Raw genomic sequence first — 13794 nt, forward strand, 5'->3', positions numbered from 1 at the left:
GTCATTCTACTAACGGCGGCATCAGCCCTCCGTTTCCTGTATGAGTTACCATCGCAGTTCCGGAGTTAAGAAATGGGCCGCAAGCCAGATATGATCCGCACCATCGCACTGATATTCGCTGCTGGCCTTATTATTACCGGATTCACCTCGCTGCAAGCGTCTGAACAGAGCCCCCGAGCGGCGGAGCCTTGGTATCAGACCACTACCCGATAACAGCCACGCTCGGTAACCACCGAGTGCAAAGGCACATCCCAAGGCTCAATCGGTAAGCTATCCACCCGCTGAAAATCATGAGCCAGGCCAATCAGCTTGGGTGCGAGTCTTGGCCGAGTGCGGCTGAAGGCAAATGTCCGGTCGTAAAACCCCCCGCCCATGCCCAGCCTTCCTCCGCGCTCGTCAAACCCTACCAGCGGAAACAATATTGCGTCCATCGCCCAGGCTGGCCGTTTCAGGCCGGCGCTAAACGCAGGTTCCGCGATGCCAAAACGATTGGGGCGCAGGCGGGTGTGCGACGTGTAAGGGCTGAATACCAGCTTCCCGGGGATTAGCGGATGCAATACCGGTAAGTAAACGCGTATGCCGCGGCGGCGCGCAGCCTGCATATAGGGCAGCGGGCTGATTTCACCGTCGTTTGGCAAGTAAATGGCAATGTGGCGGGCGCGATAAAGGTCAGGGTTGGCTAACAGGTGCTTGGCCAGTTGCTGCGATGCGTGTCTTTGCTGCAACGGAGACAGGGCGTTGCGTTGTTGGCGCAAGTGTCTACGCAACTGATTGCGGGAAGTATCCAAGTGTGCAGAAGACGATAAAAAAGAGGGGTGGGCGATGCTGTCGCTCAAAATAAAGCTTCCCGGGCTGCCGTTATCGGATGTAGGCCCTTGAACCCGAAGTTCAAGGTCGGTGGCCGCTGTGACATATTAGGCTTTCCCCCGCAGGGGACATGCACACAATGCCCTAAAGTGGCCACCTGGGTAAAGCGCATCGGCTCGAGGACGTACCCGACGAGCGTACAGCCCAGGAAGGTGATTCCATTATAGGGTCAAGATGGGGGCTTATTGCAAGTGCTCTTGGTTATTCCGTTAAAAATCGTCGCTTGTTACTGTTTTATATGATTTTCTTGTTACTTTAGGGCGACGTTTAGCTTGTCGTCCATGGCCTTTAGCAAGGTGCTGCTGCCTTCTGACATGGTGTCGCGCTCCAGCATTTCGTTGGTGATATTCAGCGCCGCCATCACCGCAATTCGCTCGGTTCCAAACACCTTACCGCTGTTACGGATCTCCCGCATTTTACGGTCCAGATGTCGTGCCGATCGCAACAAGGCTTCCTGTTCCTCCTCGGAGCAGGTAACCAGGTATTCCTTGTCGAGAATTCTCACCTCAACAGTCGATTTGGTGGACATTAATGCTGCTCCAGTGCCCGCAGGCGGCCTATCATGGCTTCAAGTTTGGTTTTTGCGAGGTCATTCTTGTGAGCCAGCTGGGCACGCTCGCGAATCCAGTTTTCCTGGCGGTTTTTCAGTGCCTGGTTTTCCAGTTCAAGCTTGCCGTAGCGCTCAAGAAGCTGATCCAGCTTGTCCGCCAACACCTTTACTTCGGGCTGTTCCATGGGGCGCCTGATCTCGATGAGTGATAATAATCAACAACTATAAGTGTGCGCGGGATACCGGTCAATTTACAGCTCTGTTATCCCCTTTTGAGTAAAGGTTTCAGGCGTCATCCAGTACTTGCCAACCAGGCCGTCGACCGCGGCGCCAAGCGCTCAGCGCCGGCACTAAGCCAATCACCAGCGCTGCAACCGGCACCGCTGCCAGCAGAACCCACTCGACCTGATTCAGTGGGCGCAGTGTGAGCAAGACGCCGTAGTTGGCTTGCAACCAAGGGCTGACAGTGGCTATACCGGCAGCGCCCAGCGCCAACGCTAAAACGCAGGCCAGCAGCGCGATTGCCAATGATTCCAGCAGATACAGGCTGGCAATCAAACCCGCAGAGGCGCCGGTTGCGCGAAGTATGGCGATTTCGGCTGATCGCTGGGCCTGCAACGTTAGCAACACCGTGGCCAGGCTAATCAGACATACCACAACCACAAAGCCGGTGATGCCCAGCAGCGCTTTTTCAAACTGGCCCAACAGGCGCCAGAGCTCGCTTAGGGCGACACCGGGCAGTATGGCGGTTAGCGGCTCTTTGCCATAGGTGTTGATGTCGCGCTGGATACGAAAGGTCAGTACTTTGCGTTCTACGCCGGCAAACGCGGCGGTAATGTTGGACGGGGTAAAATTGCGTTGTTTGGCCTGCTCCAGGGTTAAGGTGCGCCCGGGAATGCCAACGCCAGACTCCCATCCCACATGCATGGCTTCCATGCTGTCCAGGCTGATATAAACCGCTTGGTCTACCGGCGTGCCTGTGGCATCAAGCACGCCGCTTACGGTAAACGGTGTGCTGTTGTGGCGGGCGAAGCTGACGCTACCACCGCCGTGACCCATAATGAGTTGGTCGCCAACGTTATGATTGAAAGCCCGGGCTACATCGGCGCCCAATACCACCTCAAACAGATCGTTAAACCACTGGCCGCGTTGCAGTGCCAGCGGCTGGCTGCGGCCATAGCGAAAGTGCTCGAACATGGCGCCGGTGGTTGCCACTACGCGGTGGCCGTTGTAGCTGTCACCCAGGGAAATGGGGATCAGCCAGCTTAAGCGTTCGTCATCTTTCAGGTCTTGATAACTTTGCCAGCTCAGGTTGTTCGTCGCATCGCCAATGTGAAACACGCTGTATAACAAAAGGTTCAACTGACCGCTGCGGGCGCCGATGATCAGATCTGTATTGCTGATGGTGTTGGTGAACGACTGGCGAATTTCGCTGCGCACATACTGGATGCCCAGCAGCAGGCTCACGCTGAGCGTGAGCGTGAGGGTAACCAGCAACAGTATCCGCCGGCGGTGCCAAAGGCTGGATTTTGTGAGTGTCAGAGCAAGGTGGGCTGTCATGCGGGTGGTCATGAGGATAGCCATGAGGGCTGCTCCAGTTCAATCTGGTGGTGAAAATGGTGTGCCAGGGCGGAGTCGTGGCTGACAAATACCACCGAGGTTTTATTCTGCTGTGCCATCTCTAGCAGCAACTGCATAAAGCGGTCCCGATTGTTGCTGTCCAGCGCCGAGGTGGGCTCGTCAGCCAGAATCAGCTCCGGTGCGCCCATCAACGCGCGGGCGGCCGCAACCCGCTGTTGCTGACCAATGCTCAGCTGCGCGGGTTTTCGGCTATGCAATTCCTGAGGAATGGATAACTCTGTCAGTAGTGTTATTGCCCGCGTGTGAATAGCTGCCTGGGTGTCTGAATGACTGGCGCCTGAGCCGATGCGATCACGTCGAGCGCGGGATAGCTGGCAGGGCAGGGTGACATTAGCCAGCGCGGTCAAATAGGGCACCAGATTGAATTGCTGAAAAATCACGCCGATATGGTCGGCGCGAAAACGGTCTCGTGCCGAGGGTGCGAGGCTTCCTATAGATTTCCCCAGCAGGCGGATTTCGCCGCTGTCTGCGGTGTTTAGCCCTGACAGAAGGCCTAGCAACGTGCTTTTGCCGCTGCCGCTAGCCCCACGCAAAAACAGGTGATCGCCGGCGTTCAGAGTAATGTCCGGAAAAGTCAGGGCAGGCTGGCGCGACTGCCAGCGAAAGCTTAGCTCGTGGGTTTGTAGAGAAGGTAGAGAGGGCAGGGAAAGCGGATTGCCTGCGCTGTCAGAGTCTGGGGTGATCATGTCGGCTGTCGTTTTGGTCATGGTGATTGGTTCTGGCGGGTGTATGATAACGCTTTTCACTCCACGGTTTGGCAGGGTTAAACGAATACATGGTGAATAAGTTGCATAGAGTGAGTCGTGTTCGGCACTGTTTTGCGTTGCCCTTGGGGTTGCTGCTGATGGTGTTTTTACCTTTGGCGCACGCGGAGCTACCGGAGATTGATTGGTTGGATTTGATGCCGGCGGAAGATCTGGCATTGCTAGAGAGCATGCCGGAAATTGTGCACGATGGCGAAGGCCCGCCCTTGCTTCCAGACGAAATTATGACCGGGCGCGTGGTAACGGCCATGGCCAACACCCGGGGCCGTATTCCGGGTTTCGTTGTGCCGCTGAAGACGACAGAGGATATGCGCATTCTGGAGTTTTTCCTGGTGCCTTATTTTGGTGCCTGTATTCATGTGCCACCGCCGCCGCCCAATCAGCTTATCCATATGAAGTACAAAAAAGGCTTCAAGCTGACTGCGCTCTACGACCCGGTCTGGGTTGAGGGTACGATTTTGATTGACCGTACCGAGAATGTGATCGGGACTTCGTCTTATTCCATGGCGGTGGAGTCGGTTTATCCTTATGAGCCCTGAGAGCTGGCTCGTATTTTAATCTCAGATCAAGCTGCTTGAAATTGCCGTTTTGTATCTCTAGAGCCTGAGCTGATCGTTGGGTGCGCTTAGCTTTGTGCTGCCTTGGCCGCTATTGGTGACCCATTCCACGTTTAAATCCTGTATTTCCGGAAATTGGCCCATCAGTGGGGTTGCGAATCCGCCGCTGAAATCTGCGCCCGCGCAATCGAGTACCTGGCTGACTTCAATGTTGGCGTGTTCGTTGTTTGCCTCGTTGTGTGATTCTTCGTGGTCGTGGTGATCTTGTTCAGCTGCTTTTGCGCTGAAATCCATGCTGGCGGATTTCACGGTGCAGTTGCCAGCGTCGGGCGTGACCATTGCCTGGGTTGTTAGCCACTGGCGGGCGTTTTCCAGAGTCTTTTTTTGTTGTTGAGTACGGGGTTGATACTCGAATCCCAGCAGGTTGTGGGCAGGGCTGGTGAGGATCAGGTCAATGCTGTTGTTTTCCACCGCCATCTGCAGCTGGGCATGGCCGTGTTGGTGGGGTTGCTGTTCATTGGCGGTGCTGGTGGTGGCCAGTGCGCACAAACATAGGCTAATGGCGACATTAAGAGAGTTAATGGATTTCAGTGGGGTGCGGGGTGTCATGAGTGGCTCCTATAAAGTTATGTTATAACATATTTAACCGGGCGCGATGAAAAAGCAATAGCAAGTGTAACGAAAGAACAGAAAGTGCCATGCAGGCGCTGCAATGCTAGGATAACGGCAATCTTTATTATTCATCTATCAGGGTTTTTTCATGTCTTTATCCGATGCTTCCGCTGCTCCAAATATCGAGATTTCTGCGGAATTCGAGCGCTGGGCCAATGTGTTTTTGGCACACAAAGCGTTTAGCCACCCGTCTGAGTTACACGGCGTGCTCTGTGGTCGTTTCGCCGCCGGTGGGCGTATGCAAGAAGATGAGTGTGCCGCTGTGGTGTGCGAACATATCGGCCTGGCTTCGACAGCACTGGAAGAGTCGCCGGAGCTTAGGGTGTTCGCCGCGGGAATTTACCAACAGGCCCTGGCGCAGCTGAGCAGTATGGATATGAGCTTTCAGCCCCTGCTGCCAGATGATGATTATGCGCTTGACCAAAGGTTGGAATCGTTAATTTCGTGGGTGCGCGGCTTCCTGGCGGGCATGGCACTGGCGGCGGGTGAGTCACTTGGCGAGGCGCCGGAAGAAATCCGCGAGTTGATGGAAGATATGGTCGCGATCAGCCAGCTGTCTGACGAAGAAGACGCGAGCGAAGAAAACGATCAGCAGCTGGTAGAAATTACCGAATATGTCAGGTTGGGTGCGCTGGCCGTGTTTACCGAGTTTAACGAGCCGGAGCAACCGGCCAAGACGCCCCCTACTCTTCATTAGGACTCATTAAGATTCATTAAAGCTGGTTGGAGACTGTATGACGTCGATGTTACCTGTAAAGGAATTTGCTGAACGCCGCCGCAAGCTGATGGACCACATGGCGCCGGATAGCATTGCCATTCTGCCTTCGGCGCCAGAACGCGTGCGCAATCGCGACGTTTTGCACCCGTTTCGCCAAGACAGCGACTTTCATTATTTAACCGGCTTTGGTGAGCCTGAGTCGGTGCTGGTGTTGATTCCCGGGCGCGCTCATGGTGAATCGGTGTTGTTCTGCAAAGAGCGCGACCCGTTGAAAGAACAGTGGGACGGCTTTTTAGTGGGCCAGGAAGGTGCCGTTGAGCGTTACGGCGTGGACGACGCTTTCCCGATTGGTGACATCGACGACATCCTGCCGGGCTTGATTGAGGGCCGCAGCCGCATTTATTACCCGCTGGGAAAAGACCGTGGTTTTGACACACGTGTGATGGACTGGGTAAAAGTGATTCGCAGCAAAGTGCGCACCGGTGCCCGTCCTCCCGGTGAATTTGCGGCCGTGGAGCATCTTTTGCACGATTTGCGCCTTTATAAAAGCGCGAATGAAATCAAAGTGATGGCCAAGGCCGGCGAAATCTCAGCCCAGGCCCACTGCAACGCCATGAAACTCGCCCGCGAGGGGCTGAATGAATACCACCTCGAAGCCGAACTGATTCATACGTTTCGCCAGCACGGCACCCGCGAGACGGCGTATCCATCTATTGTGGGTGGCGGCGTGAACGGCTGTATTCTGCATTACATCGAAAACAGCGAGCCCCTGAACAACGGTGATCTGGTATTGATCGATGCCGGCTGTGAACTGGAATGCTATGCCTCTGATATTACCCGCACGTTTCCGGTGAGCGGCCATTTCAGCGAGCCGCAAAAAGCGCTTTACGAGGTGGTGTTGAATGCCCAGTACGCTGCGATTGATGCCGTGCGCCCCGGCAATCACTGGAATCAGCCCCACGAAGCGGCTTTGAATGTGCTTACCCAGGGCCTGATTGATCTGGGCCTGATTGCGGGGCCTGTTGATGACGCCATTGCCAATGAAACCTTCAAGCCGTTTTTCATGCATCGCACCGGCCATTGGTTAGGGTTGGACGTGCACGATGTGGGTGATTACAAGGTGGGTGATGCCTGGCGTCAGTTAGAGCCGGGCATGGTCATGACGGTGGAACCCGGGCTGTACGTGTCACCGAATAACACCGACGTGGATGAGCGCTGGCGCGGAATTGGTATTCGCATTGAAGACGATGTGGTGGTCACCAAAGACGGCTGCCGCGTGCTGACCAACGGCGTGCCAAAAACAATTGACGAAATTGAAGCATTGATGGCGGGCTGAGCGTGGCGGTAAACGATACGGATACCGATGTCCTGATTGCCGGCGGAGGTCTGGCCGGAGCGACCTTGGCTTTGGCGCTGGCACGCATGGTGCCGCAACTGCGTGTCACCGTGGCAGAGACTTTCCCCCTAGCCAGCAATGCTGAGCCAAGCAGCTACCAGCCCAGCTACGATGCACGGTCCACCGCCTTGGCCTGGGGTTCGAGGCTGATTTATGAGCAGCTTGGTTTGTGGCCTGCATTGGCCCAGCACGCCGCCCCGATACGTCACATTCACGTATCGGATCGCGGTCATTTTGGCGCTGCTCGTCTGCACGCCGCAGAATACCGCCAGGATGCCTTGGGCTACGTCGTGGATAACCGCTGGATGGGCTTGTGTTTGGTGCGTGAGCTGTTAAAAACGCAGGTGCAATGGTTGGCGCCGGCGGAAGTGACTGACATGACTTGCCACGGTGACAATGTGGGCGTGACGGTAACCACCGCAGGCGAGGCCAGGGAGCTGAGCGCGCGCTGCCTGGTGGTGGCTGACGGCGGCCGCTCCGATTTGCGTGAGCGCTTGGGATTTCAGATTCGGCACCAGCCCTACGGCCAGAATGCGTTGATTGCTAACGTAACCACCGCCGACAGTCATCAGTTTGCTGCCTACGAGCGCTTCACCGACAGCGGCCCCATGGCGTTGCTGCCCCATGGCTCGCCGACGCGCGCGAGCCATCAGTCAGCGCTGGTGTGGACCTTGTCGGATTCAGAGCTGGAAGAGGTGTTGGCCATGCCCGACGCCGACAAATGCACGCGCTTACAGCAACGCTTTGGATGGCGTCTGGGGCGCTTTAACCGCATTGGCGAATGCCATCACTACCCGCTGGCGCTAACGCTGGTAGACAACCCGGTGCGCCCGGGCGTTGCATTGGTGGGCAATGCTGCTCACAGTTTGCACCCGGTGGCGGGCCAAGGTTTTAATCTGGCCTTGCGCGGATTGATGACGTTGGTCGAGCAATTCCGCCTGGCCAGTGAGCAAGGCAGCAACCCCGGCGAACTTGCGGTATTGCAGCGTTACCAGCAATTACACCAGAGCGACCGCGTGCAAACCGCTGGTTTTTCCGACTCCCTGATTCAAATTTTTGGCTCGCCACTGCCACCGCTCGCGGCGGCCAGAGATGCCGGTTTAATGGGTTTAGACTTGCTGCCCGCGGCAAAACGCTGGTTTGCAGGCAACGCCATGGGTCTTGGCGGTCGCACAGCCCGCATTCAGCGCCCTGGTTCTCACAACAGCAAGGCGCTGAGCCATGACTGAAGAGCACAGCTCACAAACGCCCGCCGTGGCGGACATTATGATTGTTGGTGGCGGTATGGTGGGGTCGGCCCTGGCTTTGGGGTTGGCGCAACAGGGTTGGCACGTTGTTCTGGTTGAGGCCAGCCCCCTGGCGAGTTTGCAGACCGCTGCGGAGCCGGCGACCGGTGTTGATGATTTCGAGCCCCGTGTGAGCGCCATCTCCATGGCCAGCCAGCGGTTGCTGGAAGGGCTTGGTGCTTGGGCAGAAGTGGCCGCGGGCCGCCACTGCCCTTACCAGGTGATGACCGTGTGGGACGCTGAAGGCACGGGCCGTATCGAATTCGATGCCGCAGAGATGCGCGCCGAAGCGCTGGGCGCGATTGTCGAAAACCGCCATATTGTGCGGGCCCTGTTTAATGCTCTGGAGGCCAGCCCGGCGACCATTATCAGTGGCGCCAAAGTTGCTGGCTGGCTGGCGAACAGGCCGAATGGAGAGGGTGGAGAGGGTGGAGAGGGTGGAGATGCTCCCGGTATTCGCCTGGAAGATGGCCAACAGCTGCGGGCGCGATTGGTGGTAGCGGCAGATGGGGCGCAATCACAGTTGCGTCAGTTAGTAGGTTTACCTACCCGCGAATGGGATTATGATCAACAGGCCATTGTGGCCACGGTGCGCAGCAAGCAGCTGCACCATTATACCGCGCGGCAAAGTTTCTCCTGCACTGGCCCGCTGGCATTGCTGCCGTTGCAGGCTGACAACGGCAACGAACATTTCTGTTCGATTGTGTGGTCTCAAGACACGCTGGAAGCCCGGCGCCTGATGGCGCTGGATGACGCCGCTTTCAACGCTGAACTGGCGCGTGCCATAGAACTGCCGGCGGATTCGATTGAAGCGATTTCCCGTCGCTTTGCGTTTCCTCTGCGCCAGCGCCACGCCATGGATTACACAGCGCCAGGCTTTGCGCTTGTGGGCGACGCCGCGCACAGTATTCATCCGCTGGCGGGCCAGGGTGCCAATCTGGGTTATGGCGACGTGGCGGTATTGCTGGAGGAATTAAAGCGTGCCCGCAAGCTGGACTTGAACCCCGGCGATGCTCTGGTGCTTGGGCGCTACCAGCGCCGCCGAAAATCGGAAAATTTGGCCATGATGGCAGCCATGGAAGGTTTGAAGCAGCTGTTTGGCCGCGACGAACTGCCGTTACGGTGGCTGCGTAATCAGGGTATGAATTGGCTTAACCAGTTGGCGCCCCTGAAAAACCGGCTGGCCGCTGAAGCCATGGGGCTAAAGGACTAAACCTTTTACACAGAGAATAATCCATGGCCGGAAGCAGCCTATTTGCACTGATTGATGACATTGCTACCATTCTTGACGACATATCGTTGATGACCAAGGCTGCCACCAAAAAGACCGCCGGCGTGCTGGGGGATGATTTGGCGCTGAACGCGCAACAGGTTGCCGGCGTAAAACCCTCGCGGGAATTGCCGGTGGTGTGGGCGGTGGCGAAAGGGTCGCTGCTGAACAAGGCGATTCTGGTGCCTGCGGCGGTGGCCATCAGCTTTTTTGTGCCTTGGTTGGTAACCCCCTTGCTGATGCTCGGCGGTGCGTTTCTGTGTTACGAGGGCGCGGAAAAACTGGTGCACCGGTTTTTGCACAAAGCCGAACACGACCAGCATAAAAAAGACCTGAAAGAAGCTCTGAAAAATCCGCAAGCCGACCTGAAACAAGTGGAAAAAGACAAAATAAAGGGCGCCATCCGCACCGACTTTATTCTGTCAGCAGAAATCATCGCTATTACCCTTGGCACAGTGACTCAACAGCCCATCGGCATGCAGTTCGCTGTGCTGTCAGTGGTGGCGTTTATGATTACCGTGGGTGTTTACGGTCTGGTGGCGGGTATTGTAAAACTGGACGATGGCGGCCTGTACCTGACGAAAAAAGACAGCGCCCTGGCGCAAAAACTGGGCCACGGTATTTTGTGGTTTGCGCCCTATATGATGAAAACCCTGTCGGTACTCGGCACCATTGCCATGTTTCTGGTGGGAGGTGGCATACTTACCCATGGTTTTTCCGCCATCGGCCACGGCATTGAGAGCTTTGCTGAAGGCCTGGGAGAGATGGCCAGCGCAGTATTGCCGATACTGGCCAACGGCCTATTCGGTTTGGTCGCAGGATTGCTGCTGGTGGCGGTACTAACGCCATTGCTGAAAAAATTTAAAAACCGGAAACTCAGCAAAGCTGAGGGTTAGGCACGCTTACACGCACCCGTCAAACAACCGGCTGACCAGCACCGGTACGGCGGTTTCTACCCGCAGTATGCGTTGGCCCAGATGTACAGCCTGGCACCCTGCCTGCTGCAGTTTATCCACTTCGTAATCGGTGAAGCCGCCTTCGGGGCCAATGCAAAGGGCCGCCGGGCCTGGCAGGTGCAGAGGGCAAGGCTGTGCACTGCCGGGATGTGCCACCAGTGCTTGTTTGCCGGCCAGAAGCGCCGGTAACTCGTCTTCCACAAAGGGCTTGAACAGTTTGCGAATGTGCACTTTTGGCATCAATGTGTCGCGAGCTTGCTCCAGCCCCAACACCAAGTTGTCATGCAATGCCGGCTCTTGCAGCCATGGGGTTTGCCAAAAGCTCTTTTCCACTTTGTAGCTGTTCATCAGCCACAGTTCTTTTACGCCCAGAGTAGCGCAGGTTTGTAGAGTGCGACGGAACATTTTTGGCCGCGGCATGGCCAACATCAGTGTAAGCGGCAGAGGTGTTGGCGGGGCTTGGTCAAGGCTGATGTGAAGTTCGGCGTAGTGCTCGGTCAGGCTGGTAACCCGGCCCACGCCGATATTGCCGTTCACTTGGCCCACCGGCACGCTATCGCCCACGGCGATTTTACGAATGCGGCGTAAATGCTCCAGGCGGCGGTCGCTCAAGCGCACAGTATCTGCAGAGATGAAATCTGCGGTGAACAGCAGGGCCAGATTCATTCGCTGCCGAGCTCTTTTTCCTCGCTGGTACCCACAACTTTGCGTTTCATCAGCCGGCCGAACAGGATGCCGACCTCAAACAGAATCCACATGGGCAGCGCCAGCAAAGTTTGCGAGATAATGTCCGGTGGGGTCAGTAGCATACCTATCACAAAGCAACCTACCACCACATAAGGACGTTTCGCAGCTAAGTCATCCGGCGTGGTGATGCCGGTAATAATCAGCAGAATGGTGGCAATTGGAATCTCGAACGCCACGCCAAAGGCGAAGAACATTTTCAACACAAAATTCAGGTAGCTGGTGATGTCTGGCAGTTCCACAATGCTCTCAGGGCCAACCGAGGTAAAGAAGCCGAAAACCAGTGGAAACACCACGTAGTAGGCAAACGCAGCGCCCAGATAGAACAGCAATACTGACGAAAAAAGCAGTGGAAAGGCTATTTTTTTCTCATGGGCGTAAAGGCCCGGGGCAATAAAGCTCCAAAGCTGGTACAGAATGACCGGGATGGCGGCAAACACTGCCAGCACCAGAGCCAACTTCAGAGGGGCAAAAAACGGAGAGGTAACATCGGTGGCAATCATGCTCTGGCCGATCGGCAGCAGGCTGCGGATAGGTTCAGACAACCAAAGGTAAAGTTCGTTGGCAAACGGGTAAATAAAGGCGAAACACACCACCACCGCCAGTACCATTTTCAGCAGGCGGTTACGCAATTCCAGTAGATGTTCAATCAGCGGCATTTCAGGCTGGTCGGGCACGTGGTTACCTGCCCCGGTCTGTTCTGTCATGAACGCGTATCCGAAGCATCCCCAGAGCTGGGGGAAGGTTTTTTAAGATCAACCGGGCTTTCTGGCGCCGCATTTGACGCTGTATCGGGAGTTCCATCTAACGCCTTTTCCGGCGAGCTGTCGGCGGGTTTTGCGATGGTAGGTGTTCCATCTTCGTCCCACAGTTCGGACAGCGCGGACGTTACGTTGCGGTTGGCCTGATCCAGCTGGTTCTGCGCCGGTTTGACCATGTTTTCGTATTTCTTAGCTTCATTCAGGGCATCACGGACGGTTTTTTGAACATCCTCCAGGCCCACATCGCCAGCCTTGCGCAGTTCTTGGCGAAGTTCTTCGGCCTTTAGCTCACGGTCAAGCTCTGAGGTAAATTGGCCCATCATACGACGCGCAGACCCTATCCAGCGCCCGGCAGCGCGCGCAGCCGAGGGCAAGCGCTCAGGCCCCAGCACCAGCAGAGCAATAACGCCGCAGATCAGTAGCTCAAGAAAGCCGATATCAAACATTTAGCGAACTCTCCATCGCACTCTCCATCGCACTTTCAACCGAACTCTCCAGAGAATTCTTAAGAGAACTCTCAGCTTTGGGTTTTGTCCCGGGTTTTGTCGTCCGCAGCGGACTGCTGAAACTGTGCGCTGTCTTTCTCCTCCAGATTATCCGGATTGGAGGTGTCGGTTTTACCATCGTCATCGGTCATGGACTTTTTAAAACCACGAATGGCGCCGCCAAGATCGGTACCGATATTGCGCAGTTTTTTAGTTCCGAACAGCAAAATAACAATGCCGAGTACGATAAGAAGTTGCCAAATACTGATGCCCATGGTGAATCCTCGTTCAAATGTTGGCAGTGGCCACTATTATACGCCACTGGTGGCACTGTAAAAAACCTCTTGTGAGGTAGATACCCCTATTCCTGGCGCGACGCTTTTTCTTCCAGGCCCGACAGGTCGAATCGCCGTGCCAGTTCGTTAATGACATCATCAGGCCCAACATTCAGACGCGACAACATTACCAGAGTGTGGAACCACAAGTCTGCGGTTTCGGCAATCAGCTCGTCGGTGTTTCCGCTGTGCTCGGCGTCTTTGGCGGCTAGCAGGGTTTCAGTGCATTCCTCACCAACTTTTTCCAATATTTTGTTCAGCCCTTTGGCGTGTAAGCTGGCCACATAAGAGCTTTCAGGATCGGCGTTCTTGCGGGCTTCCAGCACCTGCGCCAGTTGTTGCAATACGTCACTCATCTTTCGGCTCCTGGGCACTTTGTGCTGTGTTGTAAATGGTGCTTGGGTCTTTCAGTACCGGCTCTACGCTTTGCCATTGGCCGTGTTGCAGTGATTGGTAAAAGCAACTGCGCCTACCCGTGTGACAGGCAATGCCGCCTTTTTGTTCGACCTTCAGCAAAATTACGTCGGCGTCGCAGTCCAGGCGGATGTCCCTTATCACCTGCTGATGGCCCGAACTTTCGCCCTTGCGCCAGAGTTTACCGCGGGACCGTGACCAATACACGGCCTGGCCTTCGGTAACGGTAAGCTGCAGCGATTCGGCGTTCATCCAGGCCATCATCAGTATGTCGCCGTTGTCGGCATCCTGAGCGATGGCGGGTACCAGACCGTCTGTCGTCCAGCGGATAGCGTCAAGCCAGGCGGGCTGGCATTCAGTGGCAGGTGTTTGCTTCAT

The 13794-nt window shown here is 56.0% G+C and carries 19 protein-coding genes and 1 other RNA gene; 7 read left to right on the forward strand and 13 right to left on the reverse strand.

Annotation, left to right across the window (positions count from 1 at the left end):
- Positions 1-72 precede the first annotated feature (72 nt).
- Positions 73-213, forward strand: a complete 141-nt coding sequence (locus tag MIH18_RS15200; RefSeq protein WP_249006488.1) for a hypothetical protein — start codon at positions 73-75, stop codon at positions 211-213.
- On the opposite strand, the gene MIH18_RS15205 is transcribed toward MIH18_RS15200, so the two are convergent.
- The 6 genes from MIH18_RS15205 to MIH18_RS15230 form a co-directional block, all read right to left on the reverse strand.
- Positions 195-836, reverse strand: coding sequence for a 5-formyltetrahydrofolate cyclo-ligase (locus MIH18_RS15205; RefSeq protein WP_249006487.1), 642 nt, complete (start codon positions 834-836; stop codon positions 195-197). The genes MIH18_RS15200 and MIH18_RS15205 overlap by 19 nt on opposite strands.
- Before the next feature lie 4 nt (positions 837-840).
- A non-coding RNA gene (ssrS, locus tag MIH18_RS15210) (6S RNA) lies at positions 841-1021 on the reverse strand.
- 96 nt (positions 1022-1117) lie between these two features.
- Positions 1118-1396: a cell division protein ZapA gene (locus MIH18_RS15215; protein WP_249006486.1), complete on the reverse strand. Its 279-nt coding sequence runs from the start codon at positions 1394-1396 to the stop codon at positions 1118-1120.
- A complete protein-coding gene (locus tag MIH18_RS15220; RefSeq protein WP_249006485.1) occupies positions 1396-1602 on the reverse strand; it encodes a TIGR02449 family protein in 207 nt (68 codons plus the stop codon). The genes MIH18_RS15215 and MIH18_RS15220 overlap by 1 nt, the downstream gene beginning before the upstream one ends.
- Before the next feature lie 100 nt (positions 1603-1702).
- The gene (locus MIH18_RS15225; protein ID WP_249012783.1) at positions 1703-3001 is read right to left on the reverse strand and encodes an ABC transporter permease; all 1299 of its coding nucleotides are present in this window, start codon (positions 2999-3001) and stop codon (positions 1703-1705) included.
- On the reverse strand, positions 2986-3765 hold the full coding sequence (locus MIH18_RS15230) for an ATP-binding cassette domain-containing protein (protein WP_249006483.1): 780 nt from the start codon (positions 3763-3765) through the stop codon (positions 2986-2988). The genes MIH18_RS15225 and MIH18_RS15230 overlap by 16 nt, the downstream gene beginning before the upstream one ends.
- A gap of 68 nt (positions 3766-3833) precedes the next feature.
- Between MIH18_RS15230 and MIH18_RS15235 the strand changes: the two genes are divergently transcribed.
- Positions 3834-4361, forward strand: coding sequence for a DUF3299 domain-containing protein (locus tag MIH18_RS15235; RefSeq protein WP_249006482.1), 528 nt, complete (start codon positions 3834-3836; stop codon positions 4359-4361).
- Between the two features lie 57 nt (positions 4362-4418).
- Here the strand turns inward: MIH18_RS15235 and MIH18_RS15240 are convergent, their stop codons facing one another.
- On the reverse strand, positions 4419-4988 hold the full coding sequence (locus MIH18_RS15240) for a DUF2796 domain-containing protein (RefSeq protein ID WP_249006481.1): 570 nt from the start codon (positions 4986-4988) through the stop codon (positions 4419-4421).
- Between the two features lie 151 nt (positions 4989-5139).
- Between MIH18_RS15240 and MIH18_RS15245 the strand changes: the two genes are divergently transcribed.
- The 5 genes from MIH18_RS15245 to MIH18_RS15265 are packed head-to-tail and all read left to right on the forward strand — an operon-like array spanning position 5140 to position 10617.
- Entirely contained in the window at positions 5140-5748 is a 609-nt protein-coding gene (locus MIH18_RS15245) for a UPF0149 family protein (protein WP_249006480.1), read from the forward strand.
- Positions 5749-5785: 37 nt separating this feature from the next.
- On the forward strand, positions 5786-7105 hold the full coding sequence (gene pepP, locus MIH18_RS15250) for a Xaa-Pro aminopeptidase (protein ID WP_249012784.1): 1320 nt from the start codon (positions 5786-5788) through the stop codon (positions 7103-7105).
- A gap of 2 nt (positions 7106-7107) precedes the next feature.
- Positions 7108-8394: a 2-octaprenyl-6-methoxyphenyl hydroxylase gene (ubiH, locus tag MIH18_RS15255; RefSeq protein ID WP_249012785.1), complete on the forward strand. Its 1287-nt coding sequence runs from the start codon at positions 7108-7110 to the stop codon at positions 8392-8394.
- Positions 8387-9664 (forward strand): UbiH/UbiF/VisC/COQ6 family ubiquinone biosynthesis hydroxylase, encoded by a 1278-nt coding sequence (locus MIH18_RS15260; protein ID WP_249012786.1) that lies wholly within the window; start codon positions 8387-8389, stop codon positions 9662-9664. Before ubiH ends, MIH18_RS15260 begins: the two co-directional genes overlap by 8 nt.
- A 23-nt stretch (positions 9665-9687) precedes the next feature.
- Complete coding sequence (locus tag MIH18_RS15265) at positions 9688-10617, forward strand: DUF808 domain-containing protein (RefSeq protein WP_249006476.1); 930 nt, start codon at positions 9688-9690, stop codon at positions 10615-10617.
- Between the two features lie 6 nt (positions 10618-10623).
- Here the strand turns inward: MIH18_RS15265 and MIH18_RS15270 are convergent, their stop codons facing one another.
- From MIH18_RS15270 to hisI, 6 genes are all read right to left on the reverse strand, one after another.
- Positions 10624-11343, reverse strand: a complete 720-nt coding sequence (locus tag MIH18_RS15270) for a 16S rRNA (uracil(1498)-N(3))-methyltransferase (protein WP_249006475.1) — start codon at positions 11341-11343, stop codon at positions 10624-10626.
- The gene (tatC, locus tag MIH18_RS15275) at positions 11340-12128 is read right to left on the reverse strand and encodes a twin-arginine translocase subunit TatC (RefSeq protein ID WP_249006474.1); all 789 of its coding nucleotides are present in this window, start codon (positions 12126-12128) and stop codon (positions 11340-11342) included. The genes MIH18_RS15270 and tatC overlap by 4 nt, the downstream gene beginning before the upstream one ends.
- Complete coding sequence (gene tatB / locus MIH18_RS15280) at positions 12125-12628, reverse strand: Sec-independent protein translocase protein TatB (protein ID WP_249012787.1); 504 nt, start codon at positions 12626-12628, stop codon at positions 12125-12127. Before tatB ends, tatC begins: the two co-directional genes overlap by 4 nt.
- A 71-nt stretch (positions 12629-12699) precedes the next feature.
- The gene (tatA, locus tag MIH18_RS15285) at positions 12700-12942 is read right to left on the reverse strand and encodes a twin-arginine translocase TatA/TatE family subunit (protein WP_048387892.1); all 243 of its coding nucleotides are present in this window, start codon (positions 12940-12942) and stop codon (positions 12700-12702) included.
- Between the two features lie 86 nt (positions 12943-13028).
- Positions 13029-13358: a phosphoribosyl-ATP diphosphatase gene (locus tag MIH18_RS15290; protein ID WP_249006472.1), complete on the reverse strand. Its 330-nt coding sequence runs from the start codon at positions 13356-13358 to the stop codon at positions 13029-13031.
- The gene (gene hisI, locus MIH18_RS15295) at positions 13351-13794 is read right to left on the reverse strand and encodes a phosphoribosyl-AMP cyclohydrolase (RefSeq protein ID WP_249006471.1); all 444 of its coding nucleotides are present in this window, start codon (positions 13792-13794) and stop codon (positions 13351-13353) included. Before hisI ends, MIH18_RS15290 begins: the two co-directional genes overlap by 8 nt.

It is taken from the genome of Marinobacter sp. M3C (genome assembly GCF_023311895.1).
Lineage (GTDB): Bacteria > Pseudomonadota > Gammaproteobacteria > Pseudomonadales > Oleiphilaceae > Marinobacter.